This window comes from Bacillus sp. JJ1122 (genome assembly GCF_036964885.1).
Taxonomy (GTDB): domain Bacteria; phylum Bacillota; class Bacilli; order Bacillales; family Cytobacillaceae; genus Mesobacillus.
The window spans coordinates 184,515-199,824 of the sequence record NZ_JBALQL010000001.1 but is presented as its reverse complement, the minus strand read 5'-3'; the positions used below and the strand labels follow the sequence as shown (position 1 = coordinate 199,824).

At 42.2% G+C, this 15,310-nt stretch carries 17 protein-coding genes; 15 read left to right on the top strand and 2 right to left on the bottom strand.

All coding sequences use genetic code 11. The features are described from left to right. Positions 1-24: 24 nt before the first annotated feature. From ymfI to recA, 7 genes are all read left to right on the top strand, one after another. The gene (gene ymfI, locus V7201_RS01005) at positions 25-747 is read left to right on the top strand and encodes an elongation factor P 5-aminopentanone reductase (RefSeq protein ID WP_335374918.1); all 723 of its coding nucleotides are present in this window, start codon (positions 25-27) and stop codon (positions 745-747) included. Between the two features lie 103 nt (positions 748-850). Then, complete coding sequence (locus V7201_RS01000) at positions 851-1,108, top strand: DUF3243 domain-containing protein (protein WP_335374917.1); 258 nt, start codon at positions 851-853, stop codon at positions 1,106-1,108. Between the two features lie 293 nt (positions 1,109-1,401). Next, entirely contained in the window at positions 1,402-2,193 is a 792-nt protein-coding gene (locus V7201_RS00995) for a DUF3388 domain-containing protein (RefSeq protein ID WP_335375098.1), read from the top strand. Between the two features lie 20 nt (positions 2,194-2,213). Continuing rightward, complete coding sequence (locus V7201_RS00990; RefSeq protein WP_335374916.1) at positions 2,214-3,098, top strand: helix-turn-helix domain-containing protein; 885 nt, start codon at positions 2,214-2,216, stop codon at positions 3,096-3,098. Between the two features lie 157 nt (positions 3,099-3,255). Beyond that, positions 3,256-3,834: a CDP-diacylglycerol--glycerol-3-phosphate 3-phosphatidyltransferase gene (gene pgsA / locus V7201_RS00985; RefSeq protein WP_335374915.1), complete on the top strand. Its 579-nt coding sequence runs from the start codon at positions 3,256-3,258 to the stop codon at positions 3,832-3,834. Positions 3,835-3,859: 25 nt separating this feature from the next. After that, positions 3,860-5,110, top strand: coding sequence for a competence/damage-inducible protein A (locus tag V7201_RS00980; RefSeq protein ID WP_335374914.1), 1,251 nt, complete (start codon positions 3,860-3,862; stop codon positions 5,108-5,110). 265 nt (positions 5,111-5,375) lie between these two features. Continuing rightward, positions 5,376-6,416: a recombinase RecA gene (gene recA / locus V7201_RS00975; RefSeq protein ID WP_335374913.1), complete on the top strand. Its 1,041-nt coding sequence runs from the start codon at positions 5,376-5,378 to the stop codon at positions 6,414-6,416. A 579-nt stretch (positions 6,417-6,995) separates the two neighbouring features. Here the strand turns inward: recA and V7201_RS00970 are convergent. Continuing rightward, positions 6,996-7,553, bottom strand: a complete 558-nt coding sequence (locus V7201_RS00970) for a YufK family protein (protein ID WP_335374912.1) — start codon at positions 7,551-7,553, stop codon at positions 6,996-6,998. 151 nt (positions 7,554-7,704) lie between these two features. Next, the gene (locus V7201_RS00965; protein ID WP_335374911.1) at positions 7,705-7,923 is read right to left on the bottom strand and encodes a hypothetical protein; all 219 of its coding nucleotides are present in this window, start codon (positions 7,921-7,923) and stop codon (positions 7,705-7,707) included. 228 nt (positions 7,924-8,151) lie between these two features. Here V7201_RS00965 and V7201_RS00960 point away from each other — a divergent pair, with 228 nt between their 5' ends. From V7201_RS00960 to V7201_RS00925, 8 genes are all read left to right on the top strand, one after another. After that, a complete protein-coding gene (locus tag V7201_RS00960; RefSeq protein WP_335374910.1) occupies positions 8,152-10,554 on the top strand; it encodes a Na+/H+ antiporter subunit A in 2,403 nt (800 codons plus the stop codon). A 2-nt stretch (positions 10,555-10,556) separates the two neighbouring features. Then, on the top strand, positions 10,557-10,979 hold the full coding sequence (locus tag V7201_RS00955; protein WP_335374909.1) for a Na(+)/H(+) antiporter subunit B: 423 nt from the start codon (positions 10,557-10,559) through the stop codon (positions 10,977-10,979). Further along, positions 10,979-11,320, top strand: a complete 342-nt coding sequence (locus V7201_RS00950) for a Na(+)/H(+) antiporter subunit C (protein ID WP_335374908.1) — start codon at positions 10,979-10,981, stop codon at positions 11,318-11,320. Before V7201_RS00955 ends, V7201_RS00950 begins: the two co-directional genes overlap by 1 nt. Next, entirely contained in the window at positions 11,313-12,794 is a 1,482-nt protein-coding gene (locus tag V7201_RS00945; protein WP_335374907.1) for a Na+/H+ antiporter subunit D, read from the top strand. Before V7201_RS00950 ends, V7201_RS00945 begins: the two co-directional genes overlap by 8 nt. A gap of 6 nt (positions 12,795-12,800) precedes the next feature. Continuing rightward, positions 12,801-13,277 (top strand): Na+/H+ antiporter subunit E, encoded by a 477-nt coding sequence (locus V7201_RS00940; protein ID WP_335374906.1) that lies wholly within the window; start codon positions 12,801-12,803, stop codon positions 13,275-13,277. Between the two features lie 8 nt (positions 13,278-13,285). After that, positions 13,286-13,567: a Na(+)/H(+) antiporter subunit F1 gene (locus tag V7201_RS00935; RefSeq protein WP_438825001.1), complete on the top strand. Its 282-nt coding sequence runs from the start codon at positions 13,286-13,288 to the stop codon at positions 13,565-13,567. Further along, complete coding sequence (gene mnhG / locus V7201_RS00930) at positions 13,545-13,913, top strand: monovalent cation/H(+) antiporter subunit G (RefSeq protein ID WP_335374905.1); 369 nt, start codon at positions 13,545-13,547, stop codon at positions 13,911-13,913. The genes V7201_RS00935 and mnhG overlap by 23 nt, the downstream gene beginning before the upstream one ends. Before the next feature lie 172 nt (positions 13,914-14,085). Then, positions 14,086-15,231 carry an FAD-dependent monooxygenase gene (locus V7201_RS00925; RefSeq protein WP_335374904.1) on the top strand — a complete coding sequence of 382 codons (1,146 nt, stop codon included), beginning with the start codon at positions 14,086-14,088 and terminating at the stop codon, positions 15,229-15,231. The last annotated feature ends 79 nt before the right edge of the window (positions 15,232-15,310 follow it).

The window sequence follows — 15,310 nt, the reverse complement described above, 5'->3', positions numbered from 1 at the left end:
GAGAATTAGGAGAGGAACATTAGAATGAAAAAGTTCGCATTAGTCACGGGCGCAAGTGGCGGGCTTGGGCAGGCCATTTCTTTGAGGCTTGCGGAAGCAGGTTATTCGCTTTACCTTCATTACAACACCAATGAAAAAGGGATACAATCAATACTTGATCAGCTTCAACATTATCCCGGTGAATATATCCCTGTCAAAGCAGATTTAGCTTCAAAAACTGGATATATTGATTTGGCAAGAAATGTTTTTTCTTTGGATGCTATTGTACATAATGCAGGGAACGCATTGTATGGATTGCTTGAAGAACTGGATGAAAACGAAGCTGAGCAGCTGATTCAAATCCACGTAACATCCCCGCTTCTCCTGACAAAAATGTTAATACCTAAATTGGTCCAGAAAAAAAGCGGTGGCATCGTCATTGTGTCTTCTATATGGGGACAGACAGGAGCTGCTTGTGAAGTAGCCTATTCAATGGTGAAGGGAGCACAGATTTCTTTTGCAAAAGCATTGAGCAAAGAGCTGGCACCCTCCGGTATCAGAGTGAACGCTGTTGCCCCAGGAGTGATTTCAACCCCAATGCTGAGTGACTTTACAGCAGATGAGATTGATGCTATAGCAGATGAAATTCCAGCCGGAAGACTCGGAGTACCCCGTGAAGTGGCAGAGAGTGTTGAATTCCTGCTCTCAGAAAAGTCCTCTTACATAACAGGCCAAGTGCTCGCTGTTAATGGAGGATGGCACACATAAAAAGATTTTGTGACAAATTTTCAAAAGGTCCAGCTTGATGAATAATAAACGTCTTACGTATGCAAAATAACCTTGTACTATTTTAGACAAGGAGGTTGTCAATATGTCCGTACTGGATAATTGGAATCAATGGAAGGATTTCTTGGGAGACCGTCTTAATCAGGCTGACGACCAAGGCATGAACAAAGAAGTCATGGGCGACCTTGCCTACCAAATAGGGGACTATCTTGCTAAGAATGTGGATCCTAAAAATGAGCAAGAAAGAGTTCTTTCAGATCTTTGGTCAGTAGCAAGCCCTGATGAACAGCATGCTATTGCTACGATGATGGTAAAGTTAGTACAAAACAACGGAACCAAGTAATATATGCTTGGCATTGAGAGAGGGGAGAATGAGTTCCTCTCTTTTTTTATTGGCGCTGAGGAAGCACATGGACAGTTTGCTAACATCAGCCTGCCTTACTAAGGAGATGCTCATGTTAGGTTGTAACAAGTTACGGGACGTTATGGTGACAATCCAAACAAAAGGCACATAACCTTTTAAAATCTGGCTTGTTTTTCCTTTCATCTTCAACAAAAATCATATATTATAGAAGCTAGATAATTCATGTCAAAATGTGTCGCATAAAAATATCAAAATAGCAGAGGAGGACAATGATGGAGAAAAAAGAATGGTACTTGGAATATGAGATTGTAATCAACCGTCCGGGACTGCTTGGCGATATTTCTTCTTTGCTTGGGATGCTGTCAATAAACATTGTTACGATCAATGGGGTCGATGAAGGTAGACGTGGGCTGTTAATGCTTGCTAAAGACGATGACCAAATTGAGCGATTAGAGTCAATTTTAAATACAATGGATACAATAAGAGTGATCAAGATCCGACAACCAAAGCTGCGCGACCGAATGGCCGTCAGACATGGACGATATATCCAGCGGGATGCGGATGATAAAAAAACATTCCGTTTTGTAAGGAGTGAGCTTGGACTCCTCGTCGATTTTATGGCAGAATTGTTTAAGCAGGACGGACATAAGCTTATAGGGATTCGTGGGATGCCGCGAGTTGGCAAAACGGAATCTGTTGTTGCTTCAAGCGTCTGCGCGAATAAAAGATGGCTATTTGTTTCTTCTACCCTGTTGAAACAAACCATTCGCAATCAATTGATTGAAGATGAATACAATGCTGAAAACTTATTTATCATTGACGGGATTGTTTCTACAAGAAGGGCTAATGAACGTCATTGGCAGCTGGTCAGGGAAATCATGCGGCTTCCAGCGGTAAAAGTAGTGGAACATCCGGATATTTTCGTGCAAAATACGGAATACACATTGGATGATTTTGATTATATTATTGAGCTTCGCAATGATCCGAACGAAGAAATTGTTTACGATATGGTACAGAAAAACCACATGTTTACTGATTCTGATTTTGGAGGATTTGATTTTTAACAGTATTGGAAGGTGTTATCGTGACTGAGTTAGGAAATATTTTAAAAGAAGCACGTGAAGCAAGGGGCCTCAGCCTGGACGAGTTGCAGTCCATCACGAAAATACAAAAGCGCTACCTAATTGGCATAGAAGACGGGAATTATTCTATGATGCCAGGTAAATTTTATGTCCGCGCCTTTATCAAACAGTATGCCGAAGCAGTAGGGCTGGACCCAGATCCGTTGTTCGAGCAGTATAAAAACGAGATTCCCAATACATACAATGAAGAGCTCCCTGAGCAGCTTTCCCGGGTTCAGTCGAGGAAAAGCCTTTCACCAGACACCTCTAAAATCTTGGATGTACTTCCCAAAATTTTAATTGGTGTATTTATAATCGGTGCAATCGCATTAATCTGGTATTTGATTGTCCAGAATGCTGGTGATGATGCGAAAGAACCCGCAACAACTGAAAAAGGGAAACCTGCGTTAGAAGAATCAGAAAAAATTTCTGATGAGGGCAACGGTACTGATGAAGGGGATTCATCTGGTGACGTCGAGGAAGAGCCTGCAGATGAGGAAACAGCACCAGAAGAAACGCCTGCACAGGAACTAACTATGGTCTCTAACAGTGGGAGCAATACAACTTATGAAGTGAAGAATACAGATAAATTTGTTGTGAAGATCGTTTCATTAGGACAGACATGGGTTGGGGTTTCAAATGGGACAGGCAAGGCTGTTTTCCAGGAAACACTGGTAAAAGGAAAGAATGAGAATAAATCAGTGGATTTATCAAATGAAACGCAAGCAATTATTAATGTCGGATATGCGCCAGATACGGAAATTTATGTGAATGACCAAAAGCTGGAGTATGCTGTTTCCCCGCAAGAAGACATGACACAGAAAATCATCATTAATTTTGTGAAATAATTCTTATTGAACCTAAAGTAAGTTTGAACCGCCCGTATGGACTTATGTTTATACGGGCTAAAATTATAATGGATAGTAATTATAACTACATATTGCATACTAAAGTGGAATGCAGTTATCTGTAATTTGCTACTTTTCATCTTGGAGGATAAAGAATATGAACTTGCCTAATAAAATTACGATTTCACGGATTTTTCTTATTCCGTTATTTCTAATCGTGATGATTGTACCTTTTTCGTGGGGAGAAATTTCTCTGCTTGGTACAACAATGCCAGTTACCCATCTAATTGGTGCACTTATTTATATTTTTGCATCAGTGACTGACTGGGTAGACGGTTATTTAGCCAGAAAGCACAACCTTGTCACGAACCTGGGGAAATTTTTGGACCCGCTGGCAGATAAGCTGCTTGTCTCTTCTGCGCTTATTGTATTAGTAGAACTTGGCTATGCTGCTGCATGGATCGTCATCGTGATCATCAGCAGGGAGTTTGCCGTTACTGGCCTTCGCCTTCTCCTCGCAGGGGGCGGTGAGGTTGTAGCAGCTAAAATGCCTGGCAAAATAAAGATGTGGGCTCAAACTGTCGCCATCTCTGCGTTGCTGTTGCACAATATCATATTCGAAGCGTTTTCTATTCCATTTGCAGACATCGCTTTATGGGTAGCGATGTTCTTTACAATTTGGTCTGGATGGGACTATTTTTCGAAAAATAAGGATATTTTCAAGAACTCAAAATAATGGCAGCCACTGGGGGATTATGGAGATGAATGCTGAAATTATTGCGGTAGGATCTGAATTGTTATTGGGGCAAATCGTCAATACAAATGCTAGATTTCTGTCAAGGCAACTAGCTGACCTCGGCATAAATGTTTTCTTTCATACTGTTGTTGGGGATAATCCCGAGAGGCTGAAGCAAGCCGTAAAAGTAGCACAAGAACGTGCCGAATTCATCCTGTTCACCGGAGGTCTAGGACCTACCAAAGATGATCTTACAAAAGATACGATTGCTGCACAGCTTGGGAAGCAGCTTGTAATGGATGAGGAAGCAATGGTATCAATTGAGCATTATTTTAAAAAGACAAACAGGGAAATGACAGAAAACAACCGAAGGCAAGCACTAGTGATAGACGGATCGATTATTTTGAATAATGATTATGGAATGGCTCCAGGAATGTTTCTGACAACTGAGAATCACAAATATATGCTTCTCCCTGGTCCTCCATCCGAGATGGAACCAATGTTCACTAAATATGGACAGGAAGCGATTTCCGGCATGTTTGGCAGGCAGGCAAAAATTGAGTCAAGGGTGCTCCGTTTCTTTGGAATTGGCGAGGCGGCACTCGAAGCTAAAATTGAGGATCTAATCGATGCCCAAAGCAATCCAACGATTGCACCTTTAGCCGGGGACAGCGAAGTGACATTAAGGCTCACTGCAAGAGATGATTCCTCTGAAACAGCTCAGACGCTCATTGACAGAGTTGAAGCTGATATCATGGCACGTGTTGGCGAATTTTTTTATGGTTATGACGAAACTTCACTTATGGCTGAACTTTCGAAGCTTCTAAAGGAAAAAGATTTGACTTTAACAGCAGCTGAGAGTCTGACTGGAGGTATGTTCCAGCAGGAACTCACTTCTATTCCTGGGGTGAGCAGAATTTTTAAAGGTGGAATCGTTTGCTACTCAAATGAGGCCAAAATCGGATTAGTGAACGTCCCGCCAAAGACCATCGAAACTTTTGGTGCCGTAAGCAGCGAATGTGCAAAGGAACTTGCAGTTAATGCAGCTTTACTCCTAAACGCAGACATAGGAATCAGTTTTACGGGCGTTGCAGGTCCAGATGAATTAGAAGGCCGCCCTGCAGGAACTGTATATATTGGGATATCGATAAAGGGCCAGCCAGCACATGCCGAAAAACTTCAGCTTGGCGGATCCAGGAAAGCAATCAGAACGCGTGCAGTAAAGTATGGCTGTTTTTTATTGCTTAATAGATTGGCAGGAACACGGAAGCGATGAGCTCCGTGTTTTTTTGTTAGCGTGAAATAGACAGATTCTTTTTGGAAATGGTGTTTTCAGTGGATTGGCAATTTGAAAATTAGTAAAAAAGGATATAGAAAATCAGTTTTGCCTAATTGATGCTGATGAAAAAAAACGAATAAATGTTCGACTTTTTGATGGACAAACTGCTATGAAAAAGGTATAGTAATAGTAGGAATTAAATAAGAGATTTGCGGGCAGGCAGAATGCCAGTTCGTTTTTTATATAAAAGGAGGAAAATTGAGTGAGTGATCGTCAAGCTGCATTAGATATGGCGTTAAAGCAAATTGAGAAACAATTTGGTAAAGGCTCAGTTATGAAATTGGGAGAGAAGACTGACACTAAGATTTCAACTTCTCCAAGTGGCTCGCTCGCATTGGATGTTGCTTTAGGAATAGGCGGATATCCTCGCGGACGTGTTATCGAAATATACGGACCAGAAAGTTCAGGTAAAACAACAGTTGCGCTTCATGCTATTGCAGAAGTACAGGCTAACGGCGGGCAAGCTGCGTTTATCGATGCAGAACATGCTCTTGATCCTGTATATGCTCAAAAGCTTGGTGTAAATATTGATGAACTTCTTCTTTCACAGCCAGATACGGGTGAACAGGCTTTGGAAATTGCTGAAGCACTTGTTCGAAGCGGAGCAATTGATATTATCGTTATTGACTCTGTTGCTGCACTTGTACCAAAGGCTGAAATTGAAGGGGAAATGGGTGATTCCCACGTAGGTCTTCAAGCTCGTTTGATGTCTCAGGCTTTGCGTAAGCTGTCTGGTGCTATCAATAAATCTAAGACTCTTGCCATTTTCATTAACCAGATTCGTGAAAAAGTCGGTGTAATGTTCGGTAACCCTGAAACAACACCTGGTGGACGCGCATTGAAGTTCTATTCAAGTGTACGTCTGGAAGTTCGTCGTGCTGAAACATTGAAGCAGGGCAATGATATGGTAGGTAACAAAACAAAGATTAAAGTTGTTAAGAACAAGGTTGCTCCTCCGTTCCGTACAGCTGAAGTTGATATCATGTACGGCGAAGGAATCTCTAAAGAGGGCGAGATCATCGATATCGGCTCTGAACTCGATATCGTTCAAAAGAGCGGTTCATGGTATTCTTATAATGAAGAACGTCTTGGACAAGGAAGAGAAAACGCGAAGATTTTCCTTAAAGAGAACCCATCCATCCGCCTTGAAATCCAGCAGAAGATTCGGAATCACTATGGCCTTGATGGAGAATTTACCGTAACTGAAAGTGAAGAAGACCAGGAAGAACTTGAACTGGATTAAAAATCTAGCTTAAATATTAAAACAAGGTCTCCTGTAACCAGGAGGCCTTGTTTGGTTTGTTTTTTAGGCTCTATTAAAGCTAGTTTTAAAGACTGTTGATTGGACTGGAAGGCGATTGCCTCCAGCGAAAATGCTAATGCATTTCAATTGTGCGTGGGCAGATTCGGGGAAGCAAATCAGTATACTGCGGGCTCAGCGCCAGCCCCGCGGAACGCAAAACGCCTGGAATGAAAATCAACAGCCTTGTTTCACAGAGCCTTTTTATTAGAAAACCTTTGACTTTGTAATGATTCATTGATGATGTTCGTATAGGTATGAGAATGAATAGGCGGAGTATTTCCGGCTAATGTACATGAGGAAGCTTACGAAGCAAAGATAAACGGAAGAATTCCGGTTATCGGCTCTAAATAAGCCAGTATCCAGACATTTGGATCATATAAGCGAAAAAACTCCGCTTATTTTTAAGGAAAAATGGGTGTTTCCCAATTTAAACGGAATTTTTCCGGTTATTCTTCTGACACCGTTCAGTTTTAGGGCCTCTTATGATAAAAAAACTGATTCTATAGTCGAATCAGCTCACTAAATAGGCAAACTTGCCATTATGCTGTTATACACTTTTACCGCGAGATAAATGATACCAAGCAGCATGGTACTCCAAAGGATGACCTGGAAGAAAACGGTCCCTATGACCCCGGTGATAGATAAATTAGGGCTTATTTTATAGACAAAATAAATAAAGTAGATCAATGTTGCCGCTGCAAAAATAACGCCGATTCCTATGAAGCTGTAAATGCTGAAAAGGGAAACCACCCCAGCTCCAAAATAGACGGTTGCACCACTGCGTATCATTTTAAGGCTCTCACCTTCATGATCCTTTGAAAAAAATAGCAGGCTTACCTCATTGATCGTATCGGCAATCAGCTTCATGGCTGCAAAAACCATGAAGTACATGACCATCAGCAGTGCCAGAAGAGAAAGTTTGATTCCTGTTTCCGAAAAAAACTCCAGCATGCCTTCATAAATCCCGGCGTTTTTCAGGAGTGCCACTAGCTCCATTTCTGTGCGGACCGAGAGCGACAAACTGAACAAAACAATGGCGAGCAGCGGAAAATAGCTTGTTAAATACGGATTTTTCATGATAGCCTCTTCACTCAATTCTTTCTTATTCCTACTTGGATATTATGAAAGAAAAGTATGCTTCCGGCAACAAAAAGAAAAAGCCCCTTACTCAAGGAACTTAAAAGATTTGAAACTTTATTCATCTTCATCCGTATTAAAAGGTTGAAGGCTACTTAGGTAAAATCCTGACGTATTCCCTCGACCCAAATGGTACATATGTTTTTGCTGTTTCAACCTCGTCCATATCTGTTTGCTGAATCCGCAGTACACCAGATTCTGCACCAGTTCCTTGTTTTGACAACTCCTTGTCTTCCCGGTTATCCAGGATGAAGAATCCCGTAAACAAACTAAGGAATATCCCAACGCATATAACAAGTTTCCGGGCCATGGTTATCCCCCCTATTCCCTGTTAGTATGCAAACAGTTTTGCATTTTTATACAGCAATTTTGGCGAGTCCTTGATTATTAAGGGCCATGGCATGCATCTCCCTCATTTTTACGATATAATTTTTACATCGGATCTTCGGGAGCATGAACCTGGTAAAATTGGCAAAATATATAATGTTAACGATTGGATCGAATAATTAAATTTGGAATTATAAGGAGGTATTATCTTTTGTCATTACTTCACCTTGCAGTTTTATCACCGCTTTTATTAGCGCTATTAATTCCATTTTTACATAAGCACTTCCGTACCATACATACAGGGTGGTTCCTTTTGCCGCTGCCCGCCGTGCTTTTTGTATATTTCCTTCAATTTATAAGCGTGACAAGAAATGGGGATGCAGTAATTGAATCCTTTCCTTGGATTTCCTCGCTGGGGGTTGATTTCGCCCTTAAGATTGATGGATTAGGATTACTTTTTGCGCTGCTAATCACGGGGATTGGAGCACTGGTCGTCTTATATTCGATCTACTACCTTTCACCTGAAAAAGAAAAGCTGAATACATTCTACATATATTTGCTTTTATTCATGGGAGCCATGCTCGGCGTTGTTTTATCGGATAACCTTATTGTCCTATATACATTCTGGGAATTGACGAGCTTTTCTTCCTTCCTTTTAATTGGATACTGGAACCATAAAGAAGGTTCGAGATATGGCGCGCAAAAATCAATGCTGATCACCGTTTTCGGCGGCTTGTCAATGCTGGGGGGCATCTTGATGCTCTATATCATCACTGGCACTTTCAGCATCTCCGAAACCATTGCAATGTCTAATCAAGTTATTAATCATCCTTTGTTCACAGCAACCTTAATTTTGTTCCTTTTAGGGGCATTCACAAAGTCTGCCCAGTTCCCATTTCACATCTGGCTGCCTGATGCGATGGAAGCGCCTACCCCAGTCAGTGCGTATTTACACTCTGCGACGATGGTTAAGGCGGGAATTTATCTTGTCGCCAGGATGACACCTGTATTTGCCCATTCTGGCGTATGGGTGTGGCTCGTAGCTGGTATTGGAGTGCTTACTTTATTCTGGGGTTCTTTTTCAGCGGTAAAGCAAACGGATTTAAAAGCAATCCTTGCCTTTTCAACAGTCAGCCAGCTTGGCATGATCATGTCATTGCTTGGTGTTGGCGCCGCCGCCCTTCACTATGGCACGATCAAGGATGGATATTATATCGTCGCTGTCACAGCAGCTATATTCCATTTAATCAATCATGCCACATTCAAGGGCAGTCTGTTCATGGTTACGGGAATCATCGACCATGAAACTGGGACAAGGGATATCCGCAAGCTTGGCGGCTTGATGAATTTCATGCCAATTACGTTCACTCTCGCAATCATTGGGACATTTTCAATGGCAGGTATTCCGCCTTTCAATGGCTTCTTGAGTAAAGAGATGTTTTTCACCGGGATGCTTCGGGTTGCGAAAATGGACATATTCAGCCTTGATACATGGGGAATCCTTTTCCCAATTATCGCCTGGGCCGCAAGTGTGTTCACATTCCTGTACAGCATGATGTATGTATTTAAGACATTCACTGGAAAATACCAGCCAGAAAAACTGGAAAAGAAACCGCATGAAGCGCCGATTGGATTGCTGGTTTCACCTGTCATCCTTGCTTCACTCGTCATCATTTTCGGGATTTTCCCAAATGTGCTTTCTCATAGCATTATTTCTCCCGCTATGGGAGCAATTCTGCCATCACTGCTTGAAAACCGTGAAGGATTTGATGTCCATATCTCTCACTGGCATGGTCCAACACCTGAATTATATATGACGATAGGTGTCATTATTTTAGGATTTTTACTTTTCAAAACACTGCCAAAATGGACAGGCATCTATCGGGTCTTCCCTGAGCGGCTTGCGTTGAACCATATATATGACCGCGGCCTGGAGCTCATCCAGATCGCGTCTCGAAACATAACCAAGACGTATATGAACGGTTTTATCCGGACATATCTAGTTTACATTTTTTCATTCTTTATCTTGATCCTGGCCACGACTTTGGTATATCGGAATACGTTCAAACTCGATTTTAGCAATGTCGCGCCGATCAGATTTTTAGAAGTGATCCTTGTATTGATTATTGCTGTTTCCTCCATCACGATAATGTTCGCAAAATCAAGGCTGACTTCAATCATCCTGCTAGGAGCGGTCGGATATACAGTTGCACTTTTCTTTGTCATTTTCCGCGCTCCAGATTTAGCGCTGACACAGCTTGTGATTGAAACAGTTTCCGTAGCCCTTTTCCTCTTGGCCTTTTACCATTTGCCAAAACTCGGAAGAAACGAGGAACGGATTCGCTTCAAGCTGGGAAATGCAATTGTTTCAATTGGAGTTGGTACAATCGTCACTCTTATCGCATTATCAGCGCACAGCAATAAAATGTTCGATTCAATAGCACAGTATTATATCGAGAATACGTATAAAAAAGCCGGCGGTGAAAACATGGTTAACGTCATTCTCGTTGATTTCCGCGGTTTTGATACGATGTTCGAAATTACAGTGCTCGGCATTGCCGCTCTTGGTATTTTTGCCATGATCAAACTACGGCTGACAAGGGGGAAAGAATAAGGATGAAAACAAATGATATTATCCTGCAGACAGTTACTAAATTCACTTTGTTCGTCATCATCCTGTTTTCGATCCATCTGTTCTTTGCCGGGCACTATCACCCTGGCGGCGGTTTTATCGGCGGGCTGATGACATCAGGGGCAATTGTGCTTCTGCTGCTTGCCTTCGATATAAAAACAGTGAAGGCGATCCTGCCGGTCGATTATATCAAGGTTATTGCAGTTGGACTCCTTTTTTCCGTGGGAACTGGAGTAGGTGGTTTGATCATGGGCATGCCCTTCCTGACTCATGCCTTTACCTATGTTGATCTTCCACTCCTTGGCAAAACTTCTTTGCATACTGCGGTATTGTTCGACACTGGCGTGTTCCTGGTTGTCATTGGTGTAACAATGACCATTATTCAAACGATTGGAGAGAGCGAATAATGGAAATTTTAATGGCTTTTCTTATTGGTATTTTGTTTATGACAGCGACCTATCTCATGCTTTCCAAAAGCTTGCTCAGGATCATTATCGGTACAGGACTTCTGAGCCACGGCGCCCACTTGTTGATTTTAACGATGGGTGGCTTAAAAAGAGGTGCTGCTCCGCTTCTTGGCGAACACGCTGAAACTTATGTCGATCCGCTTCCTCAGGCACTAATCCTGACAGCAATTGTCATTAGCTTTGGGGTTACCTCCTTCTTCCTGGTTTTAGCCTACAGAGCCTATCAGGAGCTTGGAACGGATAATATGGATCGCTTGAGAGGAAAGGAAGGACATGAATAATCTAATTATCTTACCCATTTTAATTCCTCTGATCACAGGGGTTATACTAATCTTTTTCACAAAAAACGTACTGGCACAGCGATGGGTTTCGGCAATAAGCTCATTTTCAGGGATTATTGCTGCCTCCTTGCTTGCTAACCATGTTTATAAAAATGGAATCCAAACAATGGACGTCAGCAACTGGGAGGCACCATACGGCATCACGCTCGTTTCGGACATGCTTTCTGCATTGCTAGTGCTTACCACCAGTATCATTGCGTTTGCTTCCATGATTTACTCCTTCAAGTCAATCGGCGTAGAGCGGGAAAAATTTTATTACTACCCTGTCGTTAACTTCCTGCTCGTTGGCGTGAACGGTGCCTTCACAACAGGTGATATTTTCAACTTGTTTGTATTTTTTGAAGTCATGCTTATGTCTTCATATGTATTGCTTGTTTTGGGCGGAACGAAAATCCAGCTCCGCGAATCCATCAAATACATACTGGTGAATGTCATTTCATCCGCGCTGTTTGTCATCGCTGTTGCGTATCTTTATTCAGTAGTCGGCACGCTCAACATGGCGCATATTTCTGTTCGAATCAGCGAGCTTGGCAACCTCGGGATTATAACTGTTATTGCAGTGTTATTCTTAATCGTATTCGGTCTGAAGGGTGCCATTTTCCCACTTTATTTCTGGCTTCCTGGATCTTATTACGCACCGCCCGCACCGGTTATGGCCTTATTCGGAGCACTGCTGACTAAGGTTGGGGTCTACTCGATCACCCGGACCTACTCGCTATTCTTTTACCATGATGCTGGTTACACACATCAATTGCTGCAAATTCTGGCGATCCTGACAATCATCGCTGGAGTGATAGGGGCAATCGCTTATTCCGACATTAAGAAAATCATTATCTATAATATTATTGTCGCGGTCGGCGTCATCCTGTTTGGTGTATCCGTACTGACACAGGAATCACTAACTGGCGCTATCTTTTACTTGATACACGACATGAACATCAAGGCTGCCCTCTTCCTGCTGATCGGGATCATCATCAGGATCACAGGGACGAGCGATCTTAATAAAATCAGCGGCTTGCTGCATAGATATCCGCGCCTGGGCTGGACATTTTTTATCGCCGCGTTGGCACTTGCGGGCATCCCTCCGCTTAGCGGGTTCGCAGGGAAACTAATGATTGTGCGTTCTGGCTTTGAAGCAGGCAGTTATTTTGGGGCATTCACCGTCCTCATGTCCAGCCTTTTCGTCTTGTTTTCGGTAATGAAGATTTTCATTAAGGGCTTCTGGGGTTCTGAGAGGGCATATAAGTCTGAGCAAAGTGCTCCTGTTAAATGGCTCCTTGCCGCACCAGCGCTCTTAACAGCCTTTGCTGTTCTGTACGGAATTGGAACAGATGCAATATATCCGGTAATCTCAATGGCTGCTGAAACACTTGCAAATCCGGAAATCTACATTGATGCAGTTTTAAAGGAGTAATGAGCTATGGCTTTTCAAATCTTGCTGAATTTCATTCTGGCATTTGTATGGATGTTTCTGAAGACATCCTACTCCCCGGCCGCCTTTTTCGTCGGGTATTTCTTTGGCCTGCTCATCATCTATATGTTCCGCCGCTTTTTCAATTCGCGGTTTTACTTGTTGAGGTTCATTGCTGTAATAAATCTGGTCTATATTTTCACCAGGGAATTAATCCTTTCGAATATTGCGGTCCTTAAGGTAATCCTAAAACCTAAGCTAGATATAAAGCCTGGAATTTTTGCATACCCAACGGAATTGAAACAAGACTGGGAGATTACCGTGCTCGCTAATCTCATTACATTAACTCCCGGTACCCTGGTCGTTGATGTCTCACCTGATAATAAAATCCTGTATGTGCACGCTATGGATATTGATGATGCAGAGGATTCTATCAAAGGAATCAGAGATACATTTGAAAAATCGATCATGGAGGTGAGCAGATGATGTTTAACATGATTATGTGGGTTTCAGCGACATTCATATCCCTGGCAATGATCGGCCTAATCTATCGCGTGATAAAGGGACCAACGATCGCTGATAGGGTAGTCGCCCTTGACGCAATCGGAATCAGCCTCGTATCCCTTATTGCACTCGTCTCTATCCTGCTTGAAACAAGTGCCTTTTTGGACATCATCCTGCTCATCGGCATCCTTGCTTTCATCGGCACAGTCGCCTTTTCAAAATATCTTGAGAAGGGAGTAATCATGGAATATGACAGAAATGGAAATAGCTAAATTTTTTGCCGGCTTGTTCATCCTTGTGGGGGCATTTCTCAGCCTTGTTACCGCGTTCGGCCTGATCAGGCTTCCTGACGTTTATACGCGGAACCATGCTGCCTCAAAAAGCGCTACAATGGGTGTCATGCTTGTGCTGATAGGAACCTTCTTATATTTTTGGTTTATTAAGGATCATTTTAATTCAAGATTATTATTGGGTATCGGATTTATTTTCCTTACGTCACCGGTTGCAGGCCACTTAATCAGCCGCGCAGCTTATAACTCAGGCATCAAGCTGTCGGATAAGACGGTACAGGATGATCTGGCTGAAGCAAGAAAATCAATGCAGAAAATGAATCAGTAAAAAAGTAAAGCCATCGGGTTAACCACCTGGTGGCTTTACTTTTTTACAGAATGTTCAATTAATATCCATACCTTTCTAATATAACGTGAAGTATAGTAAGGATGAGGAGATTATTCTTCAGGAGCCATACAGGGAAATTAAGCTTTTTTCTTTTTGAAAGGATGGGGTTTTTATGGCTCATGTCAGAATTGCCATAATTGGCGGCGGAATTAGCGGTTTATGCACAGCTGTGGCCTTGCAGAAAAAAGGAATCTACACTGAAGTGTATGAAAAGGCAAAAGAATTCATTGGCCCTGATACTGGCATTGTTTTAAGCGGCAATGCGATAAGAGCATTTTATATCATGGGATTAAGCCGACAGATGCTTACAAATGGAGTTACAACTAATCATTGTTATGTTAAATCCCATTCAGGAGAAGTTATTACAAAATTTGATTACCACTCTCCCTCTCATATCCCAAATTATCTATTCATGAAGCGGTCCACCATCATGAATATTTTAGCAGGAGCACTTCTTCCAGGTTCTCTCCATATAAATAAGGAATTAATTGACTTTGAACAGAATGTTCACACAATCAAATTGAACTTCAAGGATGGTTGCACTGCAGAAGCTGAATATCTTATTGGCTGCGACGGAGCCGATTCCCTTATACGGAAAAAATTAATTCCAGAAAGCCAACTTACCTTATCTGGATCAGTGTGTTGGCGCGGCATCATAGATAACCCATCATTTAGCGAAATTCTATATACAGAAACTTGGGGACCAAGAGGCCGATTCGGAATCACTCCAATGCCCGGCAATCGCTTATACTGGTATGCATTTAAAAAAGCCGCTTCAAGCACAACGAATATGTTCAATTGGAATCCGATGGATTTATTGTTCAACTTCTTCTATTATCACGACCCTATCCAGCAAATACTTGAAAATACCCCTTCGGAAAATATAATTTTTGATGAACTATTTGTCCTCCAACCATTGGAACACTTTTATTATGGCAACATCCTCCTTGTTGGAGATTCTGCTCATGCTTCAATGCCGAATATCGGACAGGGTGCTTCACAGGCTATCGAAGAAGCCGCCTATCTTTCAAAATGGATCAGTACAGAAGATTCGATTGAAAAGGCATTCGAGAAGTACGAGTTGAACCGGCTTACACGGATGAAGCTAGTTAAAAATGAAACGAAAGTATACGAGCTGGCAGCAAAAGTCGACTTCCCTATACTTTGTTCCATCCGCAATAAATTACTGCAACTGGCTCCAGCAGGATATCATAATGAAAAACTGAGAAAAGTGGTTGAAATTAACGATGAAATATAAGAAAAGCGCAAGCGCCTTGCTCAGCCCCGACAAGCGCTGGAGGGCCGACCAGTGAAGTCCTTCTTTGACTTCACCTGAG